General features: G+C 72.5%; 17 protein-coding genes. 12 read left to right on the top strand and 5 right to left on the bottom strand.

Annotated elements, in window-relative coordinates; all coding sequences use genetic code 11:
* Positions 1-132: 132 nt before the first annotated feature.
* The 5 genes from ACWCPY_RS31705 (at position 133) to ACWCPY_RS31685 (ending at position 3,820) form a co-directional block, all read left to right on the top strand.
* Complete coding sequence (locus ACWCPY_RS31705) at positions 133-315, top strand: hypothetical protein (protein WP_362438674.1); 183 nt, start codon at positions 133-135, stop codon at positions 313-315.
* Positions 316-388: 73 nt separating this feature from the next.
* Positions 389-940: a MauE/DoxX family redox-associated membrane protein gene (locus tag ACWCPY_RS31700; RefSeq protein ID WP_451270750.1), complete on the top strand. Its 552-nt coding sequence runs from the start codon at positions 389-391 to the stop codon at positions 938-940.
* A complete protein-coding gene (locus ACWCPY_RS31695; RefSeq protein ID WP_451270748.1) occupies positions 937-1,491 on the top strand; it encodes a TlpA family protein disulfide reductase in 555 nt (184 codons plus the stop codon). The genes ACWCPY_RS31700 and ACWCPY_RS31695 overlap by 4 nt, the downstream gene beginning before the upstream one ends.
* On the top strand, positions 1,488-3,320 hold the full coding sequence (locus ACWCPY_RS31690; RefSeq protein ID WP_451270746.1) for an ABC transporter ATP-binding protein: 1,833 nt from the start codon (positions 1,488-1,490) through the stop codon (positions 3,318-3,320). Before ACWCPY_RS31695 ends, ACWCPY_RS31690 begins: the two co-directional genes overlap by 4 nt.
* On the top strand, positions 3,317-3,820 hold the full coding sequence (locus ACWCPY_RS31685) for a S26 family signal peptidase (protein ID WP_451270744.1): 504 nt from the start codon (positions 3,317-3,319) through the stop codon (positions 3,818-3,820). Before ACWCPY_RS31690 ends, ACWCPY_RS31685 begins: the two co-directional genes overlap by 4 nt.
* Before the next feature lie 72 nt (positions 3,821-3,892).
* Here the strand turns inward: ACWCPY_RS31685 and ACWCPY_RS31680 are convergent, their stop codons facing one another.
* Positions 3,893-7,282: a S8 family serine peptidase gene (locus ACWCPY_RS31680; RefSeq protein WP_451270742.1), complete on the bottom strand. Its 3,390-nt coding sequence runs from the start codon at positions 7,280-7,282 to the stop codon at positions 3,893-3,895.
* 269 nt (positions 7,283-7,551) lie between these two features.
* Positions 7,552-8,565 carry a helix-turn-helix domain-containing protein gene (locus ACWCPY_RS31675; protein ID WP_451270740.1) on the bottom strand — a complete coding sequence of 338 codons (1,014 nt, stop codon included), beginning with the start codon at positions 8,563-8,565 and terminating at the stop codon, positions 7,552-7,554.
* A gap of 234 nt (positions 8,566-8,799) precedes the next feature.
* On the opposite strand from ACWCPY_RS31675, the gene ACWCPY_RS31670 reads away from it, so the two are divergent.
* Entirely contained in the window at positions 8,800-9,921 is a 1,122-nt protein-coding gene (locus tag ACWCPY_RS31670; protein WP_451270738.1) for a PP2C family protein-serine/threonine phosphatase, read from the top strand.
* Positions 9,922-9,972: 51 nt separating this feature from the next.
* Here ACWCPY_RS31670 and ACWCPY_RS31665 read toward each other — a convergent pair whose 3' ends face one another.
* Positions 9,973-11,544: an SDR family oxidoreductase gene (locus tag ACWCPY_RS31665; RefSeq protein ID WP_451270736.1), complete on the bottom strand. Its 1,572-nt coding sequence runs from the start codon at positions 11,542-11,544 to the stop codon at positions 9,973-9,975.
* 433 nt (positions 11,545-11,977) lie between these two features.
* Here ACWCPY_RS31665 and ACWCPY_RS31660 point away from each other — a divergent pair, with 433 nt between their 5' ends.
* From ACWCPY_RS31660 to ACWCPY_RS31650, 3 genes are all read left to right on the top strand, one after another.
* Positions 11,978-12,661, top strand: coding sequence for a peptidoglycan recognition protein family protein (locus tag ACWCPY_RS31660; RefSeq protein WP_451270734.1), 684 nt, complete (start codon positions 11,978-11,980; stop codon positions 12,659-12,661).
* A 61-nt stretch (positions 12,662-12,722) separates the two neighbouring features.
* On the top strand, positions 12,723-13,223 hold the full coding sequence (locus ACWCPY_RS31655) for a levansucrase (protein WP_451270732.1): 501 nt from the start codon (positions 12,723-12,725) through the stop codon (positions 13,221-13,223).
* 135 nt (positions 13,224-13,358) lie between these two features.
* On the top strand, positions 13,359-13,541 hold the full coding sequence (locus ACWCPY_RS31650; protein WP_451270730.1) for a hypothetical protein: 183 nt from the start codon (positions 13,359-13,361) through the stop codon (positions 13,539-13,541).
* 21 nt (positions 13,542-13,562) lie between these two features.
* Here ACWCPY_RS31650 and ACWCPY_RS31645 read toward each other — a convergent pair whose 3' ends face one another.
* The gene (locus tag ACWCPY_RS31645; protein ID WP_451270728.1) at positions 13,563-16,190 is read right to left on the bottom strand and encodes a discoidin domain-containing protein; all 2,628 of its coding nucleotides are present in this window, start codon (positions 16,188-16,190) and stop codon (positions 13,563-13,565) included.
* Positions 16,191-16,326: 136 nt separating this feature from the next.
* On the bottom strand, positions 16,327-17,424 hold the full coding sequence (locus ACWCPY_RS31640) for a threonine synthase (protein ID WP_451270726.1): 1,098 nt from the start codon (positions 17,422-17,424) through the stop codon (positions 16,327-16,329).
* 230 nt (positions 17,425-17,654) lie between these two features.
* Here ACWCPY_RS31640 and ACWCPY_RS31635 point away from each other — a divergent pair, with 230 nt between their 5' ends.
* The 3 genes from ACWCPY_RS31635 (at position 17,655) to ACWCPY_RS31625 (ending at position 20,922) form a co-directional block, all read left to right on the top strand.
* The gene (locus tag ACWCPY_RS31635) at positions 17,655-19,241 is read left to right on the top strand and encodes a S8 family peptidase (RefSeq protein WP_451270724.1); all 1,587 of its coding nucleotides are present in this window, start codon (positions 17,655-17,657) and stop codon (positions 19,239-19,241) included.
* A gap of 312 nt (positions 19,242-19,553) precedes the next feature.
* On the top strand, positions 19,554-20,306 hold the full coding sequence (locus ACWCPY_RS31630; RefSeq protein ID WP_362438627.1) for a GntR family transcriptional regulator: 753 nt from the start codon (positions 19,554-19,556) through the stop codon (positions 20,304-20,306).
* 433 nt (positions 20,307-20,739) lie between these two features.
* Positions 20,740-20,922, top strand: a complete 183-nt coding sequence (locus ACWCPY_RS31625) for an SPOR domain-containing protein (RefSeq protein ID WP_451270722.1) — start codon at positions 20,740-20,742, stop codon at positions 20,920-20,922.
* Positions 20,923-20,965 lie beyond the last annotated feature (43 nt).

Genomic DNA, 20,965 nt, shown 5'->3' with positions numbered 1-20,965 from the left:
GGCCCCCCCCCCCGCGGCGGCGGGGTCTTCTCTCGGGCCCCCCCCCCCCCCCGGGGGGGGGGGGGGGGGGCCCGCCCCCCCCCACCGCACCGCGGAGCACACACATCCCGTCCACACAGGAAGAGGAGAACCATGCGCACACTCAAGGCCGGTGCGGGCCGTCTGATCGAGCGGATCCTGCCCAAGGCCGAGGCCGAGGCGGGCTGCCCGCCGGACTGCTACACCGAGTGGAGCACCAGCGCCCAGCGTTGTCGCCGCTGCTGCTACTCGGGCGCCTCGTGCACGGTCAACTGCGGTAGCTGGGACTACTGCTGAACCACCACGGGGCGGGCCGTGCGCGGCCCGCCCCGTGTCCGCCGGCCCAGGACCCATTCCCCCGGAGTCATCCTTGTCCGACCTGCTGCTCGTCTGCCGCCTGACCCTGATCTGCGTGCTCGCCGTGGCCGGCCTCGCCAAGCTGCGCGACCGCCGCCGGTTCGCCACGGCACTGGACGACCTCCCCTACCTGCCGGCCGCCGCCCGGCCGGCCCTCGCCGTCCTGGTGCCCGCGGCCGAGCTCCTCGCCGCCGTGCTCCTCGCCCTGCCCCGGACGCTCACCGCGGGCCTGGCCGTGGCCGCCGCCCTGTGCGCGGGATTCAGCGCCGTCGCCGTCGCCACCATGCGGCGCGGCAGCTCCGCCGGCTGCCCCTGCTTCGGCAGCAGGACCACGGTGCCCATGGGCCCCTGGCATGTCGCCCGCAACGCCGCGCTCACCGCGCTCGCCCTCCTCGGCGGCACCATCGCCCTCACCCACGGCACCGCCGGCCCGCTCAGCGCCCCCGCACTGGTGCTCGCGGGGGCGGTCGCCATCCATCTCACCGTGCTCGCCGTCTTCACCGACGACCTCGCCGCCTTCTTCGCCACCCGCCCGGCCGACGCCGAAAGGACGATCACGCAGTGAACTACGCCATCACCGGCCTCGCCCTTCTCGCCGCGGCCACCCTCGTCAACGCCCTCCTCACCGTTGCCGTCACCAAGCGCTGGCGGGCCGCGATGGCCGCCCCCGCCCCGGCCGCCGCACCCCAGGGCCCGCCGTCCCTCGCCGTACACGAAGGCGACCGCGCCCCCGCCTTCACCCTGCACACCGCCCGGGGCGAAGTCGGCGGCTCCACCCTGGCCGGCCACCCCGTCCTCATCTGCTTCCTCCGCCCCGACTGCGGGCCCACCCGGGAGAGCCTCCCCGGGATCCGACGGTGGGCCGAGGCGAACACCCCGTCGGGCGCGCGTTTCGTCGCCGTCATCAACGGACAGCCCACCGACGCCGGCCCCCTGCTCGAAGCAGTCGGACCGCTCACCGGACTCACCGCCACCGAACCGCCGGACGGCCCCGTCGCCCGCGCCTTCGGCGTACGCCACCACCCGAGCTTCGTCCTCCTCGGCGCCGACGGGACCGTCACCGGGGCGGGCGTCGGCTTGGGGTCCCTGCCCGCGATCGACCTCCTCACCGCATGAGCGGGCGGTCCGACTCCCGCCCGGCCGATTTCCTGCGGGGCCTCACCGCCGTACTCGCCCTCACACTGCGGGCCTGCCCCGGGGCCCTCGCCGTCCGGGTCGCCACCGTCGTCATCGCGGGTACGGCTCCCGTGGCCGCCTCCTGGCTGCTCAAGTACGTGGTCGACAGCCTCGCCACGGACGGGTTCCGCTCCTCGGACCTCAACCGGGCCGCGGCCGGCATCGGCCTGCTCACCGTGCTGCTCGCCGCCGCCTCGGCCGTCTCCTCCTACGCCGACGGCCGCATCCGCCGTGCCACCTCCACCCGGGCCCAGAGCGACCTGCTCACCGCCGTCAACCGGCTCAGCGGGCTGTCCAGGCTCGAACAGCCCGCCTTCCACGACCGCGTCCAACTCGCCATCCAGAGCGCCCAGGGCGCCGAACGCCTCGTCGGCGCGGTACTCCAGGGCGCCCAGGGGATCCTCACCCTGGCGGGCTTCCTCGGAAGTGTCCTGCTCATCAGCCCCACCCTGGCCGCGATCCTCGTCGCCGCGGCCGTGCCGGCCCTCTTCGCCCACCTGGCCAACAGCCGGCACCGCGCCGACATGTTCTGGCGCACCAGCAGCCTCGCCCGCCGCCAGATCTTCTACCGGGGGCTCCTCACCGACACCCAGGCGGCGAAGGAGATCCGCCTCTACGGCCTCGGCGACTACTTCGCGCAGCGCCTGCGTACCGATCTCGACAGCATCAACCAGCAGGAGGAACGCCTCGACCGCCGCCTTGTCGCCTACGAGACGGCGCTCGCCGCCCTCGGAGCGCTCGTCTCCACCGGGGCACTTGTCTGGGGCGTGCACCAGGCCACCACCCACGTCCTGACCGCCGGTGACGTGTCCCTGCTCGTCGCCGCCCTCGCCGGCCTGCAGACGGCCCTCGTCGGCCTGGTCGGATGCATCGCCCAGAGCCACCAGACGGCCCTGCTGTTCAGCCACTACCTGCATGTCACCCGGGTCGGCGACGACCTCCCCGCCCCGGCCGCCCCGATCGCCCCACCGCCCCTGAGCCGCAGCATCGAACTCCGGGACGTCTGGTTCCGCTACACCGACGACGGACCGTGGATCCTGCGCGGGGTCAGCCTGACCATTCCGCACGGCACCAGCCTGGCCGTCGTCGGACTCAACGGGGCCGGCAAGAGCACCCTCGTCAAACTGCTGTGCCGCCTCTACGACCCGCAGCGGGGCAGCATCCACTGGGACGGCACCGACCTCAAGGACTTCCCCGCGGACCAGTTGCGCGGGCGCATCAGCGTGGTCTTCCAGGACCCGATGGAGTACGACCTCACCGCCGGGGAGAACATCGGCCTCGGCGACCTCGGCTCCCTCCACGACCACGGACGCATCCGTGCCGCCGCCGCCGACGCGGACATCCACACCGCCCTCGCCCGTCTTCCGCAGGGGTACGACACCATGCTCAGCCGGATGTTCTTCCCCGACGACACCGAAGAGACCGACTCCGGCGTCCAGTTGTCGGGCGGCCAGTGGCAGCGCCTCGCGCTCGCCCGGGCCCTGATGCGTTCCGAACGGGACCTCATGATCCTCGACGAACCCGGCACGGGCCTCGACGCGGTCGCCGAACGCCACGTCCACGACCGGCTCACCGCACTGCGCGAGGGCGCGACGAGCATCCTCGTCTCCCACCGCCTCAACACCGTCCGCGCCGCGGACACCATCGTCGTCATCGCCGACGGAACCGTGCACGAGGCAGGCAGCCACGAGCAGCTCATGGCCGCCCGCGGCGCATATGCCGAGCTCTTCACCACGCAGGCCGAGGGCTACGAGGAGACCGTCCGGTGAGCGTCGCGGTCCGGGTACTCCTCGCCCTCGCGGTACTCCTCGTCCTCGCCGCGGCCCTGTCGCTGGCGCGCCGGCGGCTGCTGGCCGTGACCGTCCGCGGGTACAGCATGTCGCCGGCCCTCATGCCCGGCGACCGGCTCCTCGTGCTCCGCGGCACACGCCGTGTCGCCACGGGCCGGGTGGCCGTCGTCGTCGCGCCCCACCCCGAGCACGGCTGGCACGGCCCCGAGGGGACCACCCCCGACTCGTGGTACGTCAAACGCGTCGTCGCCGTCGCCGGGGAGCCCGTACCGGACTGGGCCGTGCGGTGCCCCGGTACGCACGTGCCGCCCGGCATGCTCGTCCTGCTGGGCGAGAGGCCGGGCTCGCGGGACTCCAAGCAGTGCGGCTACTGCCCCGAGGACAAGGTCATCGGGGCGGTTCTGCTCCGTCTGCGGGCCGCCGAGGCTCCCGGTACGCCTTCTCCGGCCGGGCCCCGTGCGTTCCGCGTCGACGAGTGACCGTGCGGGGCGGCTCCCCGCACGGCGAACTCCGGCCGGGCGGCCCCGTGGGGGAGGCCGCCCGGCGTGTGACTACCGGACGTCGTAGGCGCGGGTGATCGTCTGGGTGACCGCGTTGCCGTTGGCGTCGGTGACGGTCGTCTTCAGCGTGACCTGCTTGCCGGAGGCTCCGGTGTGGTCGAGGACGGCCGTCCAGCGCCCGTCACGCTGCTCGGTCGGCGCCTGGGTCCAGGTGGTGCCGCCGTCGTAGGAGTACGACAGGGTGGCCGCCTCGATCGCGCCCGGGGTGTATCCGGCGTGGCCCTCGACCGACAGACCGACCTTCAGCCCCTTCTCGGCGGGAAGCGTGTTCATGCCGTCCACCGGCGCGTCGTACGCCGGGAAGAGGAGCGGCAGGCCGCGCGAGGAGACGTCCGGTTCCCGGTGGGAGCGGAAGCTCCACGTGGTGGTGACGGCGCTGGAGCGCAGCCAGTTCCGGTCCGAGGTGTCGATCTTCTGCAGGCTCTGGGTGAGTTCGTAGGCGGAGTCCTCGTCCGGCACCTCGAACACGCCGTACGGGTAGGCGGTCCGGCCGATCTCGACACCGTCGCGCATCAGCCGGAGTTTGCCGATGTCGCCGAAGGACCCGCCGGGGGACCAGTGGTCGCCGGACCCGTCGAGCCAGAACGCGGTCTGGATGCCTATCCGGTCGCCCTGCCGCTCGGCGGCCAGCACGGGCTTGCCGTCGTTGTCACGCGGGGCGGCCGGCCGCAGCGGGCCGCGGTACCACTCCTCGGTCCGCCGCTGTCCGGCCCGGTAGGTCCGCTCCTGGTCGCCCATGAACGCGGCGAACGGGAAGCTGGACATCGCGCCGTGGTACCAGATGTCGTCGCCGGTCGTGTAGTAGGCGGTGCGGGTCGTGGGCACGTGCACCGCGCCGTACGGGCTCACGGGGATGTAGGAGCTGCCGCTCTCGGGGCGACGGACGAACATCGCGTCGAGGTAGTCCGCTTCCTTGCCCACGGCGTTCCAGGTCTCGGTGACCTGAGCCAGCCGGGAGTCCTTGGGCCGGTAGACCTGGTCGGAGCGGAGCGGTCCCGAGGTCGGGAACGTCAGGTTGTAGACGTACGGCGAGCCGCCCTCGGAGCCGTTCGCGCGCCAGTTGGTCCGGAACTCGAAGGTACCGTTCGTGGCGCGTCCGTCGATGTCCGCGTAGAACTTCTGGACGGTGGCGTCCGCCGAGACCGAGCCGGAGATCAGCCAGGTGTCGTCCCAGGTGCGGGCGTAGCTGATCGTGGTCAGGTCCACCGCCGCCGGCCGGTCGGTCTTCAGGCTCACCCGGTGGGCCTGCCCGGCGTCGAGGACGACCGTGGTGTCCCGGGTGATCCGGAGCTGGGGCCGCGCGAGGTAACTGATCGATTCGGTGGCGCCGTCCGCGCCGTACGTCGTCACGAAGCTGCTGATGGAGTAGCTGCCCGGACGGACACGGAACGTCTGGTCGGGCGCCCCGGAGTTCTTGCGGCGCTCTCCCTTGTCGGTGTCCAGGCTGACGAGGTCCAGGGAGGAGCTGCCGGTGGCGGGCTTGCCGTTGCGGTCCACGGCCTTGACCCGGAGGGTGACCGTCTCCGGCTCGACGTAGAGCGTGACCGGCACGGAGACGTGCACGTCACCGCCGGTGGCCAGGATCCGGCCGGTGACCGCACCGTACTGGGAGTCCTGGAGACGGGCGGTGGGGTCGATCTGCACCGGCACCTGAGCGGTGGCCCCGGCGGGGATCGTCACCCTGTGCTGCTCCAGCTTGACGATGTCGGAGTGGACGTCGCTGCCGTCGTTGCCGTGTACGCCGCTGACCGCGAGTTTCAGGGTCAGGTCGCTGCCGCTGGTGTTGGTGAAGGGCACCTTCACGGTGGTGCGGTCGGACGCGTCCTGCGGCCAGTTGTAGCTGCCGGCCTGGACGGCGGGCGCGGCGAGCACCTTCTGGTTCACCGCGGCGAACACGTCGAGGACGCCGGCGCCGGTGTGGTCGGCGCCCTCCACCTTCCCGCCGGTGCGGGCCGAGGAGACGAGCGCGGCCTTGATCTGCTGAGCGGTCCAGTCCGGGTGGGCCTGGCGGACGATGGCCGCTGCGCCCGCGACGTGCGGGGTCGCCATCGAGGTGCCGGACATCGACCGGTAGGCGTAGACGCCGCGGCCGCCCGCGCTCGCCGCCGAGATGTCGACGCCGGGCGCGGCGATCTCGGGCTTGAGGGTGTGCGTGACGGCCACGGGGCCGCGGCTGGAGAACTGCGCGGTGCTGTCGTCACGGTCCACGGCGCCGACGGTCAGCACGCTGGGCACGCAGCCGGGCGAGGAGACGGTCTCGGTGCCCGGGCCGGCGTTGCCCGCGGCGACGACGAACAGGGTGTGCGTGTTCTGCGCGAGCTGCTCCGTGGCCTGGGCCACCGGGTCGGTGCAGTCCCTGACCGACGGGTTGCCCAGGCTCATGGAGACGACGTCGGCCTTCTGGTCGACGGCCCACTGCATCCCGGCGATCACCCAGGAGTCCAGCCCGGATCCGCTGTCGTTGAGGACCTTTCCGATGAGCAGGGAGGCGCCGGGGGCCACGCCCTTCTTGCGGCCGTCACTCGCGGCTCCGGACCCGCCGACCGTGGAAGCGGTGTGGGTGCCGTGCCCGACATGGTCGTCGGTGGTCCTGGAGTCCGTGAAGTTCTTGGAGGTGGCGACCCGGTCCACGAGATCCGGGTGCTCGGCGTCCACGCCCGTGTCCAGCACGGCGACCTTGGTGTTCCTGCCGTCGTAGCCGGCCGCCCAGGCCTCCGGCGCGTGCACCTGCTTGGTGGACCGGTCCAGCGTGGCCTCGACCCTGCCGTCCAGCCACAGCTTCTTCGGCGCGGAGGCGGAGCGTGCGTGCGGGGCGGTGATGTCCTGCCAGAACGTGGCGGCGGTGTCCTTGTCCGCCTTGAGCGCGACACCGCCGACAGCGGGGAGCAGCAGGCCGCGTTCGGCGCCGCGAGGTGCCTCCGGCGCGCTCTTGGCGACGTTCACACCGTCCCCGTAGGTGGCGATCAGCGGGAGCGTGTCGGTGTGTGCGTCGTCGTATCCCTGGCGGATGAGCCCGGTGACGTTGAACAGCTCCTCGTCGACCGTGCCCTCGGCCACGGCCCGGGAGGCGTCCTCGGGGTAGACGTAGAGGTCCTTGCCCGACTGGTAGGTCTGGACCGTCGGCTGTGTGCCGTCCTTGCGGGGCAGCACCGCCGCCGAGCTGCGGCCCGACCTGTCCGTCGTCACGAGGACCTTGTCGCCGGTGACGAGCGTGACCGTCGTCTGCTTGCCGCGGCTCTGTGCGGCCTCGCTGCCGACGACGGGGGCCTTCCCCGAGGCGCCGTCAGGCGGCGCGTCCGCCGCCCCGGATGGTGTGACCGCGGTGAAGGCCAGGGCGGCGGCGGACGCCGCGCCCATGGCTATACGCGCTATGGGGCGCATGAATCTCCCTACTCGACGCAGAAATGCCGGGGTGCGGCTGCAGCCTGGCAAACAATCAGCCGGCGTAGGGGCGCCTGCGCCTGACGGGTTTCCCGCATGTCGGTTTTCCGTCATCTGGCCGTAACCGTGTTGTCGTCGGCGCTTCGGGTACGGGAGGGGTGCTGTCCGGACCTCCACCCCGGACGGCCCCGGCGAGGCGGTGGCGCGTCCTTCGGCGCTCCTCGGCCAAGGGCCGGCCCGCGGTTCTCCCGCTCAGGGGAACGAGCAGGTCACAGCCAGCCCGCGCGTGCGGCGTGCCAGCCGAGCTGCAGGCGCGAATCCGCTCCGGCCAGGTCCATCAGGCTGCGCGTCCGTCGCTCCACGGTGCGGATGGAGACGCCGAGTTGGGAAGCCGCGCGCCGGTCGGAGACCCCGGCCAGCAGCAGCGCGAGGACTTCGAGTTCCCCCACGGTCGGCTCCTGCTCCGCCCTCGCCTGTACCCGCACCCCCGTGGGGGTGGGGTACAGCGGCCGGGCCTGGGCCCATTCCTTCTCGAAGAGCTGGACCAGAGCCGTGAGCAGGCCGCTGCGGTGCACCACGATGGCGCTCGGCTCGCCGCCGGAGTCGGCCACGTCCAGGGGCACCATGGCACGCTCCCGGTCCGACACGACCATCTTCAGCGGCAGCGCCTCGACCAGGCGCAGTTCCAGCCCCGCCGTGATCGCCGCACGCATGTCCTGCGCCACCTCGTGGCCGTCGAGGTAGTCCTTCGTGGCCACGACCCGGAAGTCCACTCCGCGGTCCAGCGCGGCACTCTCCGAGTTGTCGGTGTCCTCGCGCGGCACCGCGATGGGCGCGCCGACGAGGAAGACGAGCAACTCCCGCTGCGCGCCGCGCTGCAGCTGGTGGAACCGGTGGGCGACCTGTTCCACGCCGACGACCACCTCCACGACGCTGCCCGCAGGGTGCGCGGCGGTACTGCGGTACTGCTCGGTCAGCATCGAGAACGCGGTCTCGGCCCGGTGCAGCGCGTTGCGCTGCTCGACGAGGAGCGGGGCCAGGGCCACGGACGGCGGCGTGAGCCGGTAGCGGGGCGCGGACCCGTCGGGGCCGGATGCTCCGCTGCCCGTCCCGGCGTCGACCGCCACCAGACCACGCGCCGTCAGGTCGTGGAGGATGTGGGCGGTATCGCTCCTTCCGAGTCCGGTCTGCCGGACGAGGTCCTGGGCGGAGGCTGTCGGCCGGGCCAGCAGCGCGGTGTAGACGGCCTCTTCGGCCGGGCTCAGCCCCAATGCCTGCAGCATCCAGCTCCCCTCGGGCCGCCGCCGTGTCTGTCCCTCGGCGCAGCTCGACGGACCGGGCGGACTCTCCTGGGCCGAACCCTATCCCGCGGTCGGGCCCCGGCCACCGGCTGCTTTCCGTCGTGCACCCGGCCCGCTCCGCACGGGGTGCCGGGACGGCGTCCGGCGGGGCGTGGCCGAGCCACGGCCGAGCTTGCCTACGGTACGAGGGAATGCACCATTTGCCCCGGAGGTCCCGTGCCCCGCAGACATCAGAAGAAGTTCGCTCGACCTGTTGAGGCGATCGAACCGCCGAGCGCAGTCGAAGTAGTGATCGCCGTAGCGACGGTGACGATCATGGTGGGGGTCCTGGGAGCCCTGGCCGAGTCCCCGGTCTGGCTCCTCGGGCTCCTCGTGTTCCTGCCGGGGGCGGCGTCGGCGCTGTGCACCGTGCGCCAGACGGAGTTCGTGTTCGCCTGGACCGCCTTCGTGGTCATCACCACCATTTTTCTCCGCCACGGTGACGGGAGGCCGTGGCTCGACAGGATCCTCATGATCCTGCTCACCCTCGTCCTGGGCACGGTCTCCGTCTACGCGTGCCACCGTCGTATCAGCCGCGAACAGGAGACGCTGCGGCTGCGCTCCACCGCCGCCGCGATGCAGCGCCACATCCTGCGCCCCCTGCCCATGCTCACCGACGACGTCCTGGTCGACGGTGTGTACGAGCCCGTGCAGGAGGACCGGCTCGTCGGCGGGGACATCTACGACGTCGTCGCCTCTCCATGGGGAACGCGGGTGCTGATCGGCGATGTCCAGGGCAAGGGCCTGCCCGCGGTCGGTGCCGCGTTCGCCGTCATCGGCGCCTTCCGCGCGACAGCCCACAGAGAACCCACCCTGACCGCGCTCGTCGATGCCCTGGACGCCGCTGTCGTACTGCACAATTCGTACGCCGTGCAGACCGGCGACGACGAACGGTTCGTCACGGCGCTCATCGTCAACGTCGACGCGCACGAAGAGGTGCAGGCCATCAACTGCGGACATGTCCTGCCGCATGTGCTGCGGGACGCCACCGTCACCATGCCGACCCTCACCTCCGGCGTCCCCCTCGGCCTCGCCGAGTTGTCCGCCGAGCCCGCGACCGTCGACTGGTTCGCCTTCCCGCCCGGCGCGACCCTGCTCCTGACGACGGACGGACTCACCGAGACCCGCGCTGCCGACGGTGCGTTCTATCCCGTCACCGAGAGTCTCGCCCGGCGCGGGTCGCTCCCCCCTACCGATCTGCCGCGCGCTCTGTACGACGACGCGCGCGCGTTCGCCGAGGAAAGGGATCAGCATGACGATGTGGCGATCCTGTCCGTGCGGCGGTCGCCGTATTGCTGAGTGCGACACCGCCGCACCGCGCGGCCGGCCACCGCCCGCACGGGGCCGCTGCTACTCGCCGGCCCGCCGCCCGGGGCGGGGCCCCCGGGTGCGGCCGGCGTGCGACGAGGAGCGGTGCGCGCTCATCCCCTTCGCGGCGGCCTGGGTGATGTTGCGGGCCATGCCGCCGAAGACCACGGCGTGGAAGGGGGAGACGGACCACCAGTAGGCGTGGCCCAGCAGGCCGTGCGGGTGGAACAGCGCCCGCTGCCGGTAACGGGTGCGGCCGTCGGGGCCGGTCTCGGCGTACATCTCCAGCCACGCGAGGCCCGGCAGCCGCATCTCCGCGCGCAGCCGCAGCAGCCGTCCGGGCTCGATCTCCTCGACCCGCCAGAAGTCGAGCGAGTCCCCGACGCGCAGGTGCTCGGCGTCGCGTCGCCCGCGCCGGAGCCCCACGCCGCCGACGAACCGGTCCAGCCACCCCCTGACCGCCCAGGCGAGCGGAAAGGAGTACCAGCCGTTGTCGCCGCCGATCCCCTCGATCACCCGCCACAGGGCCGTCCGGGACGCGTCGACCGACAACTGCCGTTCGTCCTGGTAGAGGCTGCCACCGGCCCAGTCCGGGTCCGTGGGCAGCGGATCGCTGGGCGCTCCCGGCAAAGCCGCGGACGACCAGCGGGTGGCGACCTGGGCCTCACGCACCCGCCGGAGTGCCAGGGCCAGCGCCTCGTCGAACGGCAGCGGCAGGCCCGGAGGGTCGGGCACGTAGCGGGCGATGTCGTGCTCCTGGCAGACGACCTCGTGACGCAGCGACTCCGTCAGCGGCCGGGCCAGGGAGGCGGGCACCGGGGTGACGAGACCGACCCAGTGGCTGGACAGCCGCGGGGTGAGCACCGGAACCGGGACGATGAGCCGCCGGGGCAGTGCGGCGACGGCTGCGTAACGGCACATCATCTCCCGGTACGTGAGGACATCGGGCCCGCCGATGTCGAACGCCCGGTCGACGTCGTCCGGCATGGTGGCCGAGCCGACGAGATAGCGCAGGACGTCGCGTACCCCGATGGGCTGGGTACGGGTGTGCACCCAGCTGGGGGTGACCATGACCGGCAGCCGTTCGGTCAGATACCGCAGCATCTCGAAGGAGGCCGATCCCGAGCCGATGACGACCGCCGCCCGCAGCACGGTGGCGGGCACCGGTGCGTCGAGGAAGATCCGGCCGACCTCGGCCCGGGAGCGCAGATGCGGCGAGAGCGACCCGGTCGGTACGTCCGGTGGGGTGAGCCCGCCCAGATAGACGATCCGTCGTACGCCGGCGGAGTGCGCCTGCTCGGCGAAGACGCGGGCCGCACGGCGGTCGGTGTCCTCGAACGAGGAGCCGGTACCGAGGGCGTGCACCAGGTAGTACGCCACGTCGATCCCCTGCATGGCCGCGGCGACCGAGCCCGCGTCCGTCACGTCGCCCGGCACCGTCTCGGCGTCCTTTGCCCAGGGATGGTCACGGAGCTTGCGGGGGGTGCGGGCCAGGCACCGCACCCGGTGGCCCGCTCGCAGCAGTTCCGGGACCAGACGCCCGCCGATGTACCCGGACGCCCCGGTGACCAGGCAGTGCAACCGTTCCGCGTCCCCGTCCCGCTGTCCGTCCATGCCCACGACCGTGCCTCCATGCGCTCGCCCCGACCGCCCCCATATCCACCGATCATGGCCGAAATCCATAGGCCGGAGGCCCACTTCCCGGCGTGTCGCCGTGCTCGCCTGTCTGCACTAACCCGGCGCGCGCGGCGGACCGGGCGCCGCGAAGCTGTGGCATACGCGCTCCCGCCGGCATCCCGGCGAAAGACGAAGGCGAAAGACGAAGAAGGTTTCTCCTGTGCGTCTGCACCGAATGCGTCTGTACCGAATAGCGCTGTGGGTCACGGTTCCCATGGCGCTTCCCCTGCTGGCGGCACCTGCCGGAGTGACGGCGGTCCGAGCCGGCCGGGACACGGCTCCCGAAGGGGCACCTTCCGTGTGGCGGCCCGGAACTGCCGCTCGGCCCGCCGACACGGGGCGGCCGTTCCCGGCCCTCGGGGCGGCCTCGATGGCTCTGCGCCGCACGGCGCCCCGGCCCGCGATCGTGTCGCGTGCGCAGTGGCGGGCCGACGAGACCAGGCGCGACAGCCACGCGCACTACGCGGGAGGCGTCAGCGCGGTCTTCATCCATCACACCGACACCCCCAACGGCTACGACTGCGCGGACGTCCCCCGCACCCTGCGCAATCTGTACACCGGCCAGACCCGCGACCGGAGTTGGGGCGACCTCGGCTACAACTTCCTGGTCGACAAGTGCGGCACCATCTACGAAGGCCGCGCCGGCGGTGCCGACCGGGCCGTCGTCGGCTCGCACACCATCGGGTTCAACCAGGGCACCACGGGGATCGCGGCCATCGGAACCTTCGGGCCGGGGACGCCGGTGCCGGCGGCCATGGAGCACGCGATCGCGGCCCTGGCCGCCTGGAAGCTCGGGCCGAGCGGGGTCGACCCGGCCGGCAAGGTGCGGCTCACGTCCACGAACAGCAAGAGCCGCTACGCCAAGGGCACTTCGGCCGAGTTCGACGCCATCTCCGGCCACCGCGACGGCTTCGCCACCAACTGCCCCGGGGACGCGCTGATCGCACGGCTCCCCGCGATCCGCGCACTCGCCGCGGACATCCGGAGCGGGGACACACTGGCGGCCTGGTTCCCCCGCCTCGCCGCGAGCCCGGGAAGCGCCCACCGCGAGTAGCCGTCGACGGTCCACCGCCCCGCATGTCACCGACCGGGCCGGGCCATGGACAATCGCGGCCATGAGCGAAGAGTCGATACGGAACTACCTGGCCTCGGTCGAGGGCCGCCTGGCGGCCGACGCCTGCGCCCCGCGCTGGGAGGACTGGTCCGGAGTCCCGGTCCTCGTCGGGCGGCGGGCCGACTTCCGGATGCTGTGGGCGGCCACCAATCTGCACCTGTTCACCGTGGCCGCGGCCGTGCCCGAGGTCACCGTGCCCGTCATTGACGCATTCACCACGCAGGTGCTGGCGTACGCCAAGAAGAACAAGGGCGGTCTGCCCGTCGGGATGCAGACCGGTGTCGCCGCCTTCCCCGTCCTCGTCAGTGACCGGATCGATCCGGCCGCGATGGCGTGGGCGGAGGAGAAGCAGCGCAATCAGTTCGCCTGCTTCGCACGCCCGGTCGTGGTCGACAGCGCGCGCGGCTACGTGGGCATGTACCGGGGGAAGCCCGCCGTGGGGCGCGCCTATGCCTCGCATCTGATCGAGAAGGGCGCCCGCTACTTCCCTCCGCAGGGCTGAGACGTCGCGGCCGGAGGCCGTTTCCTCCCGTTCCCCCTCTATCCGGCGAGCGGGCCCACGGGCCCTGACCGGATGGCATGATCAGCCGCGTGTCGTCGCACATCCGTGCGGCACGCGCTTTTGATCGGGGGAAACATGGAACAGCGTCCGGCCGCGAGATCCGGCTTCAACTGGTGGCTGCCCAGCGTGTACGCGGCAGCCATCGTCCTCACCGGCGCCCTGGGCCCGGGCCGGGCGACGGCGATCGTCGCGGCGGTGGGCGGCGTGCTGCTCGGCCTCTACTACGGCTTCGGCAACCGGCTCCGCGCCCGCGGCTGACCCCTCCGTACCGCCGCGTGGTCAAGGTTGGGTGACTCTCAACTCCCTCACCCCCGCGGGCTTCCGGGCGTCCTTGGACTTGACCGTCAGCCGTACCAGACGGGCCCTGCCTCCCGCACGGTACGGCTGCCAGTGCGTGCCGTCGGCCGATGTCTCCAGGACGTACGAGGACGGCCGCACGTCCGTCCACTCCGGCTCGGCCGAGGTCACCGCGGCCGCGCGCCCCAGGTCCACCGTCAGCGCGCCCGTCGCGCCGTCCGGGGACCAGGCGGTGGCCGCGCTGCCGTCCACCGCGGCGACCGCGTACAGGCCGGGGGACTCCGATGTCGCCGTCGCCGGCCGGCAGCGGGCCGCGTCGGTGGTCCGGGCCAGGTCGGGGCGGCGGGTGGGGAGCGTGAGCGTACCGGTGAGCAGGCGGGGGCCGGCGGGGGAGTGGACGGTGAAGGGGGCGCCGGAGGTCAGCCGTACCGTCGTCGTCCGGGGGCCGATCGCGAGATCGTACGTGCGGCCGCGGTAGTGCAGGCCCGTCAGTGCGACGCCGCTGCCCAGCTGCGGCGGCAGCAGCGGATCGAGGAGCACCCCGTCCTCCCGCAGCCGCAGCCCCGTCAGCCCGTGCGTGAAGACCTGGAGGAAACCGCCCTTCCCGGTGAGGAAGTCCTCGGCGGGGAAGCCCGACAAGGGGTCCTGGGCGCCCGCCTTCGCGCCCCTGGCCTCGCTGAACAGGGCGTACGGGCCGCGCATGAACGGGCGCACGGAGCGTTCCAGATAGGTGTACGTCGCACAGCCGGCCTCCCCGATCGCGGCCGCGTCGATCGCGTGGACCGAGTCGGTCATGGCCGGACCGTCCGGATCGGTGCGCGCCGCGTAGTAGTTGAGCGTGGACGCGGCGGCGCCCGGCTCCATCGGCCACTCCAGCGGATAGATCAGCAGCACCGTGTCGGCCTGCTTGATCGTCGAGCCGTCGTAGCCCGCGTACTGGAGGAAGATCTTGCGCGCCGGGTCGTACGGGATGCGCAGGCCGTCCGCGACCCGCGCCCACTCGGGCGGCGCGGGGTGTCCGAGCAGCCGTGCCGCGCGGGTGGCGTTGCGCAGGGCGGTGGCCGCGACCGCGTTGGTGAAGACCCCGTCGGTGACGCCGTTGCTGTACTCGTCGGGGCCCGCGACCTCCTTCACCGAGTAGCCGCCGTCCTTGTCGGCGGTGGCCCGCGAGACCCAGAAGCCGGCGATCCCTTCGAGCAGCGGCCAGCCGCGCCGGGCCAGCCAGTCGTGGTCCCCGGTCGCCAGGTAGTACTGCCAGACGGCCAGCGAGACATCGCCCTGGAGGTGGTTCTGGGTGATGCAGTGCGGGGGGTTCCAGCTCTGGCACTCGGACCACAGATCGCCGCCGCTCGCACTCGTCCATGGATAGAACAGGCCCTGGAACCCCAGCTTCCGGGCATTGGCGCGGGCGGCCTCGCGCGTGCGGTAGCGGTACTCGACGACCGGCCGGGCCAGCTCCGGGCGGGTGACGAGCAGCCCCGGGTACATCCAGGTCTCGGCGTCCCAGAACACCATTCCGGCGTAGTTGTCGCTGGTCAGACCGGCCGGCGCGATGCTGTCGCGGGAGCCGGTCCGGGTGGACGCCAGCAGCCCGTACTGTGCCGCCCGCAGCCACTTCTGGAGCTGGGGGCGGCCCGGCACGGAGATGTCGGCCGCCCAGTCCCGCTGCCAGGCGGCCGCGTTCGCCGTGAGCACCCCGGACCAGCCGCGCCGGGCCGCGCGCCGGGAGGCCTCCCGGGCCGAGGCGCGGGGGTCGGGGGAGGTGAGCGCGGTGTCGACGCCGACGTACTTCTCGAAGGTGTACGTGCGCCCGGCGCGTACTTGATGCGTGCTGCGCGCCGCGACCGGTGCTCCGGCCCCGGGCCCGCCGGAGCGCACGGTCTGGGCGATCGCGCCCTTGATCCCGGTGCCCCGGGTGCGGAACGTGCCGTCGTCGTCGAGGTCGAGCCGGCGCGCGCCTCTCGGGTCGAGTCGGCCGGTGACGGTCGCGGTGCCGTTCCAGTGCGGGGTCATGCGCAGCCGCACGGCGCCGGTGTGCACATCGGCGCGGTCGGCGAGCACCTCGTACGTCAGGTCGGTCGCGTGCCCGTCGGCCGTGGTCCAGCGCAGCGACGTGCGCACCAGCCCGCAGCGCAGGAAGAGCGTCTGGCGGTAGCGCGAGATCCGGCCGCCGGGGGTGGCGGAGCCGTAGGTCTCGTCGTCGACGCGTACGTCGAGGTCGGTCCAGCTCGGCAGTGCGGCGATCACCTCGCGGCCGGCGGCGAGGCCCTTGTCGCGCCCGAACAGGCCGGAGACGAACGCGCCGTCGTAGCGCGGGGTGAACAGCGGCCAGCCGGTCTTCTCGCCGGACGCGGCGTATCCGGCGCCCGCGGCGGGCACCCGGTGGCCCAGGTATCCGTTGCCGGTGTAGGGGTCGTAGCCGGCCGCCTCGCCGAAGCGGGTGGAGGCCGGCGCCCAGGAGGGATCGGTGTCCCGGCCGCAGGCCGTGGCCGCCGCGGCGGGAGCGGCGGGGGGCACCGCCGCGTAGGAGGCGGGGCCCGGAGGCACGATCAGGGCGCCCGCGGCCAGGGAAGCGAAGGACGTGAGGAGAAGGCTGCGCGAGAGGCTCACCGTACGAAGGTAGGGAAGCGCGCGCCGCGTGGCGGCGCGCGGCGCGCGGGGTGATGGGCTGATGGAGCGGCAGGCGGCGAGGCGCGCGCCGGTGGCCCGCCCTCAGGGGAGCGGGACCGGTCCTGAGCCCGCCGCGTCAGTGCGCGGGACCGGTCTTGAGCCCGGCGCCGCACAGGGGGACGACGACACTGCGGTCCGTCCAGCCGCCGACCGCCGCCCAGCAGGCCACGCCCGTCGTCTCCACGTAGAGGCCGCGGGCGGCCAGGTCCAGCTGCGCGGCGCGGATCTGATCCTCGGTCACCGTGAGGAAGGTGCCGCCGGACTCCCGGACCGCGGCCAGGATGGCGCGGGCGCGCGGCGGGCGGGGGATGGCGATGCCCTCGGCGAGGGTGGCGGCGGTGGGGCCGGCCGGCGCGTCGGACAGATCGTCGGCGCCCGCGCGGAAGGCGGCGGCCAGCGGGGAGACGGCCTCGGCCTGCACGGCGATCAGCGCCGGACGCCGGCCGATCAGTCCCTGGGCGTGCAGTTCGGCGGTGGCCAGGGCCGCGCCGAGCAGCAGGGTGCCGTTGCCGACCGGTACCGCGATGGCGTCCGGGAGACGGCCGCCGAGGTCCTCCCACAGCTCGTACACATAGGTCTTCGTGCCGTGCAGGAAGTACGGGTTGAAGACGTGCGAGGCGTAGAAGGTGCCGGGGACGTCGGCGGCGCCGCGGGCGGCGGCCGCGGTGGCCTCGCGGTCGCCGGGGACGATCTCCAGGCGGGCGCCGTGGGCCCGGATCTGCTCGGTCTTCTTCGGGGACGTGCCCTCGGGGACGTACACCGTGCAGGGCAGTGAGGCACGGGCGCAGTACGCCGCGACGGCCGTGCCGGCGTTGCCGCTGCTGTCCGCGACGACGCGTTCGGGCGACAGACGGCGGGCCAGTTCGGCGAGCATCACCGCGCCGCGGTCCTTGAAGGAGAGCGTCGGCATGAGGAAGTCGAGCTTGGCCGAGACCGTGCCGGTGAGCGGGACGAGCGGGGTGCGGCCCTCGCCGAGCGTGGTCGTGGGCGCGGAGAGGGGCAGCGCCTCCTCGTAACGCCACAGTGAATTGACCCGCCCGGCCAGGGAGTCGAGCGAGAGCGGGCCGGCGGCCTCGAACGCGAGGTCCCAGGGGCCGCGGCAGACCGGGCAGCACCAGGTGAGAGCGGTGGTGTCGGCGCGGGTGCCGTCCTGCGGGCAGATGTATGCGGGCATGCCCGTCAGCATGTCAGGCGTGTGGCCGCCCCATGGCGAAGGTATTGCAGAGCCCAGCGCACCCTTGTGCGATTCCCAAGAATCGGTCAATCTTTCGCTGTCGGCAGGGGCGTGGGCAGCGCGGAATCGGCAACACGCATTTGTCATGACCATGCCTTTTCGTTTTTGCTCCGTCCCGGCGGCACGTGCAACCCCCCCACCAGAGCACCGCAATCGAGGAGGCCCCCCACATGTCAGTGACGCGTCACGCCCCCCATGCACGCCGAAGACTGGCCGCGGCGAGTGTCATAGCCGGAGCGGCCCTCGTGCTCTCCGGTGCCGCGGTGTTCCCCGCCTCGGCGTCCGGGCAGGCGGCGGAAGGCCGGATCCAGAACGCGGGCGCCCCGGGCACCATCAGCGGCAGCTACATCGTCACGCTCGACGAGTCGGCGGCCGACGCGGGTTCCGCGAAGGGCAGGGCGCTCGCCGAGGAGTACGGCGCCAAGATCAAGAAGACCTACCGCGCGGCCGTCAACGGCTACGCGGTGGAGCTCTCGGAGAGCCGGGCGAAGAAGTTCGCCGCCGACCCGGCCGTCGAGTCCGTGGTGCAGAACCGGACCTTCCGCGTCACCGGCACCCAGCCCTCGCCGCCCTCCTGGGGACTCGACCGGATCGACCAGAAGTCCCTTCCGCTGAACCAGAGTTACACCTATCCGGACAACGGTGGTGAGGGCGTCACCGCGTACATCATCGACACCGGTGTGCGGATCACCCACAGCGACTTCGGCGGCCGGGCCTCGTACGGCTACGACGCCATCGACAACGACAACACCGCGCAGGACGGCTACGGCCACGGGACCCATGTGGCGGGCACCGTCGCCGGCTCGGCGTACGGGGTGGCCAAGAAGGCGAAGATCGTCGCCGTCCGGGTCCTCGACGACAGCGGCTCCGGCACGACCGCGCAGGTCGTCGCGGGCATCGACTGGGTGACGGCGAACGCCGTCAAGCCCGCGGTGGCCAACATGAGCCTGGGCGGCGGGGCGGACTCGGTGCTCGACGCCGCGGTGCGCAAGTCCATCGCGTCCGGCATCACCTACGCCGTCGCCGCGGGCAACGAGTCCACCGACGCCTCCACGAAGTCCCCGGCGCGGGTCACCGAAGCCATCACGGTCGGCTCCACCACCAGCACCGACGCCCGCTCCAGCTTCTCCAACTACGGCAGCGTGGTGGACATCTTCGGCCCCGGCTCGTCGATCACCTCGGCCTGGAACACCGGTGACAGCGCCATCAACACGATCTCCGGTACGTCGATGGCGACCCCGCACGTGGCCGGCGCCGCGGCCCTCTACCTGGCCGACCACCCGAGCGAGAGCCCGGCCCAGGTCTCTGCCGGACTGGTCGCCGCGGCCAGCACCGGAGTGGTGACCAACCCGGGCACGGGCTCGCCGAACCGCCTGCTCAACGTCGGCAGCGGCTCCACCACCCCGCCGGGCGGCAAGAAGTTCGAGAGCACGACGAGCCACACCATCGCCGACAACTCCACCGTCGAGTCGCCGATCACCGTCACGGGTGTCACCGGCAACGCGCCGGCCGCGCTGAGCGTGCCCGTGAACATCACGCACACCTACAGCGGTGACCTGAGGATCGACCTGGTCGCGCCCGACGGTTCGGTCTACAACCTGAAGGCGTACGGGAGCGGCGGCAGCGCCGACGACGTGATCACCACCTACACGGTGAACGCCTCGTCGGAGGTGGCCAACGGCACCTGGAAGCTGCGGGTCGGCGACAACGCGTCGGCGGACACCGGGAAGCTCAACTCCTGGGGCCTGCAGTTCTGATGAGCGGGTTCCGATCACGCGGTTCCGATGACATCGCGTCCGTGACGTCCTGAACGGGCGGGACGGCCGAGAACGGGCGGGGCAGCTGCTGCGGCGGCCGCCCCGCTTCCGTGCGGGAGGGAAGAACGGTCGCGGTGAACCGGGGGAGGGGGCGGCACGTGAGAAGGGCTGAGATCCCTCTGGTGGCCGATGGCCGGATATGCATGGGGGCAGGACGAATCATCACTTCGGGTGAATCTTTGGCCTGTGCTTGCGGTACACAACCGACGGTTGTCAGGCTGTTGCAGACTGTCAACCTGTTGGGAGTGGCCTGTGACTTTCGGTGAGCAGCCCGCGTATCTGCGCGTTGCAAGCGATCTGAGAGAGAAGATCGTCAACGGTTCGCTGCCGCCGCATACGCGCCTGCCTTCGCAGGCCCGTATCCGCGAGGAGTACGGAGTCTCGGACACCGTCGCGCTGGAGGCGCGGAAGGTGCTGATGGCCGAGGGCCTGGTGGAGGGGCGCTCGGGCTCCGGTACCTATGTGCGCGAGCGCCCGGTCCCGCGGCGGATCGCCCGCTCCGGTTACCGGTCCGCGGCCGGCGCCAGTCCGTTCCGCCAGGAGCAGACGGCGGAGGGGGTGCACGGGACATGGGAGTCCCGCAGCGAACAGGAGGGGGCGAGCGCGGAGATCGCCGAGCGCCTGGGCATCGAGCCCGGCGACCGGGTGATGCGCACGGGGTACACCTTCCGCGAGGCCGGGGAGCCGATGATGCTCTCCACCTCCTGGGAACCGCTCGCCGTGACGGGGCGTACGCCGGTGATGCTGCCGGAGGAGGGCCCGCTGGGTGGCTGTGGGGTGGTCGAGCGGATGGCCGCGATCGACGTCGTCGTGGACAACGTGGCCGAGCAGGTCGGCGCGCGCCCGGGGCTGGCGGAGGAGCTCCTGGCGCTCGGCGGTGTGCCGGGGCATGTGGTGATGGTGATCGAGCGGACGTACTACGCCTCGGGCCGCCCGGTCGAGACGGCGGACGTGGTGGTGCCCGCCGACCGCTTCCGGGTCGCCTATCACCTCCCGGTCCGGTGACCGGCATGCGGGGAGCACCGTCCGGCGGGGGTGATGTCGCGTCGACGCCCGGCCGGTTCCCGTGACCGACGGGCGGTCACCGACTGTATGAGGTTGTCATGTCCCGCTCCTGTTGTCCGGTCCGCAGTCGCACACCGGGCGAGGGGCGGGTGACGGCGGGCGGCGGAGGCGGTGGGCCCGGCCCGGTCCGGCGCGATGACGCGTGCGGCGGCGCCGGACGCGGGGCAGCGGCAGCGGCGCCACGGGCGCAGGGGGCGCATCCAGTCGGATGCGCCCCTTCTTGTCGACCGGATCGGTATCTCTTTGTGTAATTACGTATCCGTTGAGTGAAGGTCAGGCGTACGCTCGGGCATATGCGTACTGCGGTTTCCTGGGGATCTTTAGTCACGTGCACGACGTTCGAGGGAGGGGCGCGATGCTGGGGAGGGACACGATGAGCGACAGTGCGGCCGCTCTTCCGTGGCTGGTGATAAGGCAGGACGACAACGGCAATCGCTACCGCGTCGGCAGGTACGCCACGCAGGGCGAGGCCCAGAAGATCGCCGACAAGCTCGATGAGCACGGACACAAGCAGCTCTACTGGGTGGAGCAGGCCGGGCGGAGCACCCGGCCGTAGCGCGGCGACGAGGAGTGCGGCGGGGGCGGCGGTCGCGCGCCGG

The sequence above is a fragment of the Streptomyces sp. NPDC002403 genome (genome assembly GCF_053593015.1).
Note: the sequence above shows the minus strand (reverse complement) of the source record. Positions and strands in the feature narration are given on the sequence as shown.

What these genes read in the sequence shown, in the direction of transcription:
- ACWCPY_RS31625 (WP_451270722.1), top strand. Translation starts at nt 20,740, where the DNA reads ATGAGCGACAGTGCGGCCGCTCTTCCGTGGCTGGTGATAAGGCAGGAC.
- ACWCPY_RS31660 (WP_451270734.1), top strand. Translation starts at nt 11,978, where the DNA reads ATGGCTCTGCGCCGCACGGCGCCCCGGCCCGCGATCGTGTCGCGTGCG.
- ACWCPY_RS31635 (WP_451270724.1), top strand. Translation starts at nt 17,655, where the DNA reads ATGTCAGTGACGCGTCACGCCCCCCATGCACGCCGAAGACTGGCCGCG.
- ACWCPY_RS31705 (WP_362438674.1), top strand. Translation starts at nt 133, where the DNA reads ATGCGCACACTCAAGGCCGGTGCGGGCCGTCTGATCGAGCGGATCCTG.
- ACWCPY_RS31655 (WP_451270732.1), top strand. Translation starts at nt 12,723, where the DNA reads ATGAGCGAAGAGTCGATACGGAACTACCTGGCCTCGGTCGAGGGCCGC.
- ACWCPY_RS31640 (WP_451270726.1), bottom strand. Translation starts at nt 17,424, where the DNA reads ATGCCCGCATACATCTGCCCGCAGGACGGCACCCGCGCCGACACCACC.
- ACWCPY_RS31665 (WP_451270736.1), bottom strand. Translation starts at nt 11,544, where the DNA reads ATGGACGGACAGCGGGACGGGGACGCGGAACGGTTGCACTGCCTGGTC.
- ACWCPY_RS31675 (WP_451270740.1), bottom strand. Translation starts at nt 8,565, where the DNA reads ATGCTGCAGGCATTGGGGCTGAGCCCGGCCGAAGAGGCCGTCTACACC.
- ACWCPY_RS31690 (WP_451270746.1), top strand. Translation starts at nt 1,488, where the DNA reads ATGAGCGGGCGGTCCGACTCCCGCCCGGCCGATTTCCTGCGGGGCCTC.
- ACWCPY_RS31680 (WP_451270742.1), bottom strand. Translation starts at nt 7,282, where the DNA reads ATGCGCCCCATAGCGCGTATAGCCATGGGCGCGGCGTCCGCCGCCGCC.
- ACWCPY_RS31650 (WP_451270730.1), top strand. Translation starts at nt 13,359, where the DNA reads ATGGAACAGCGTCCGGCCGCGAGATCCGGCTTCAACTGGTGGCTGCCC.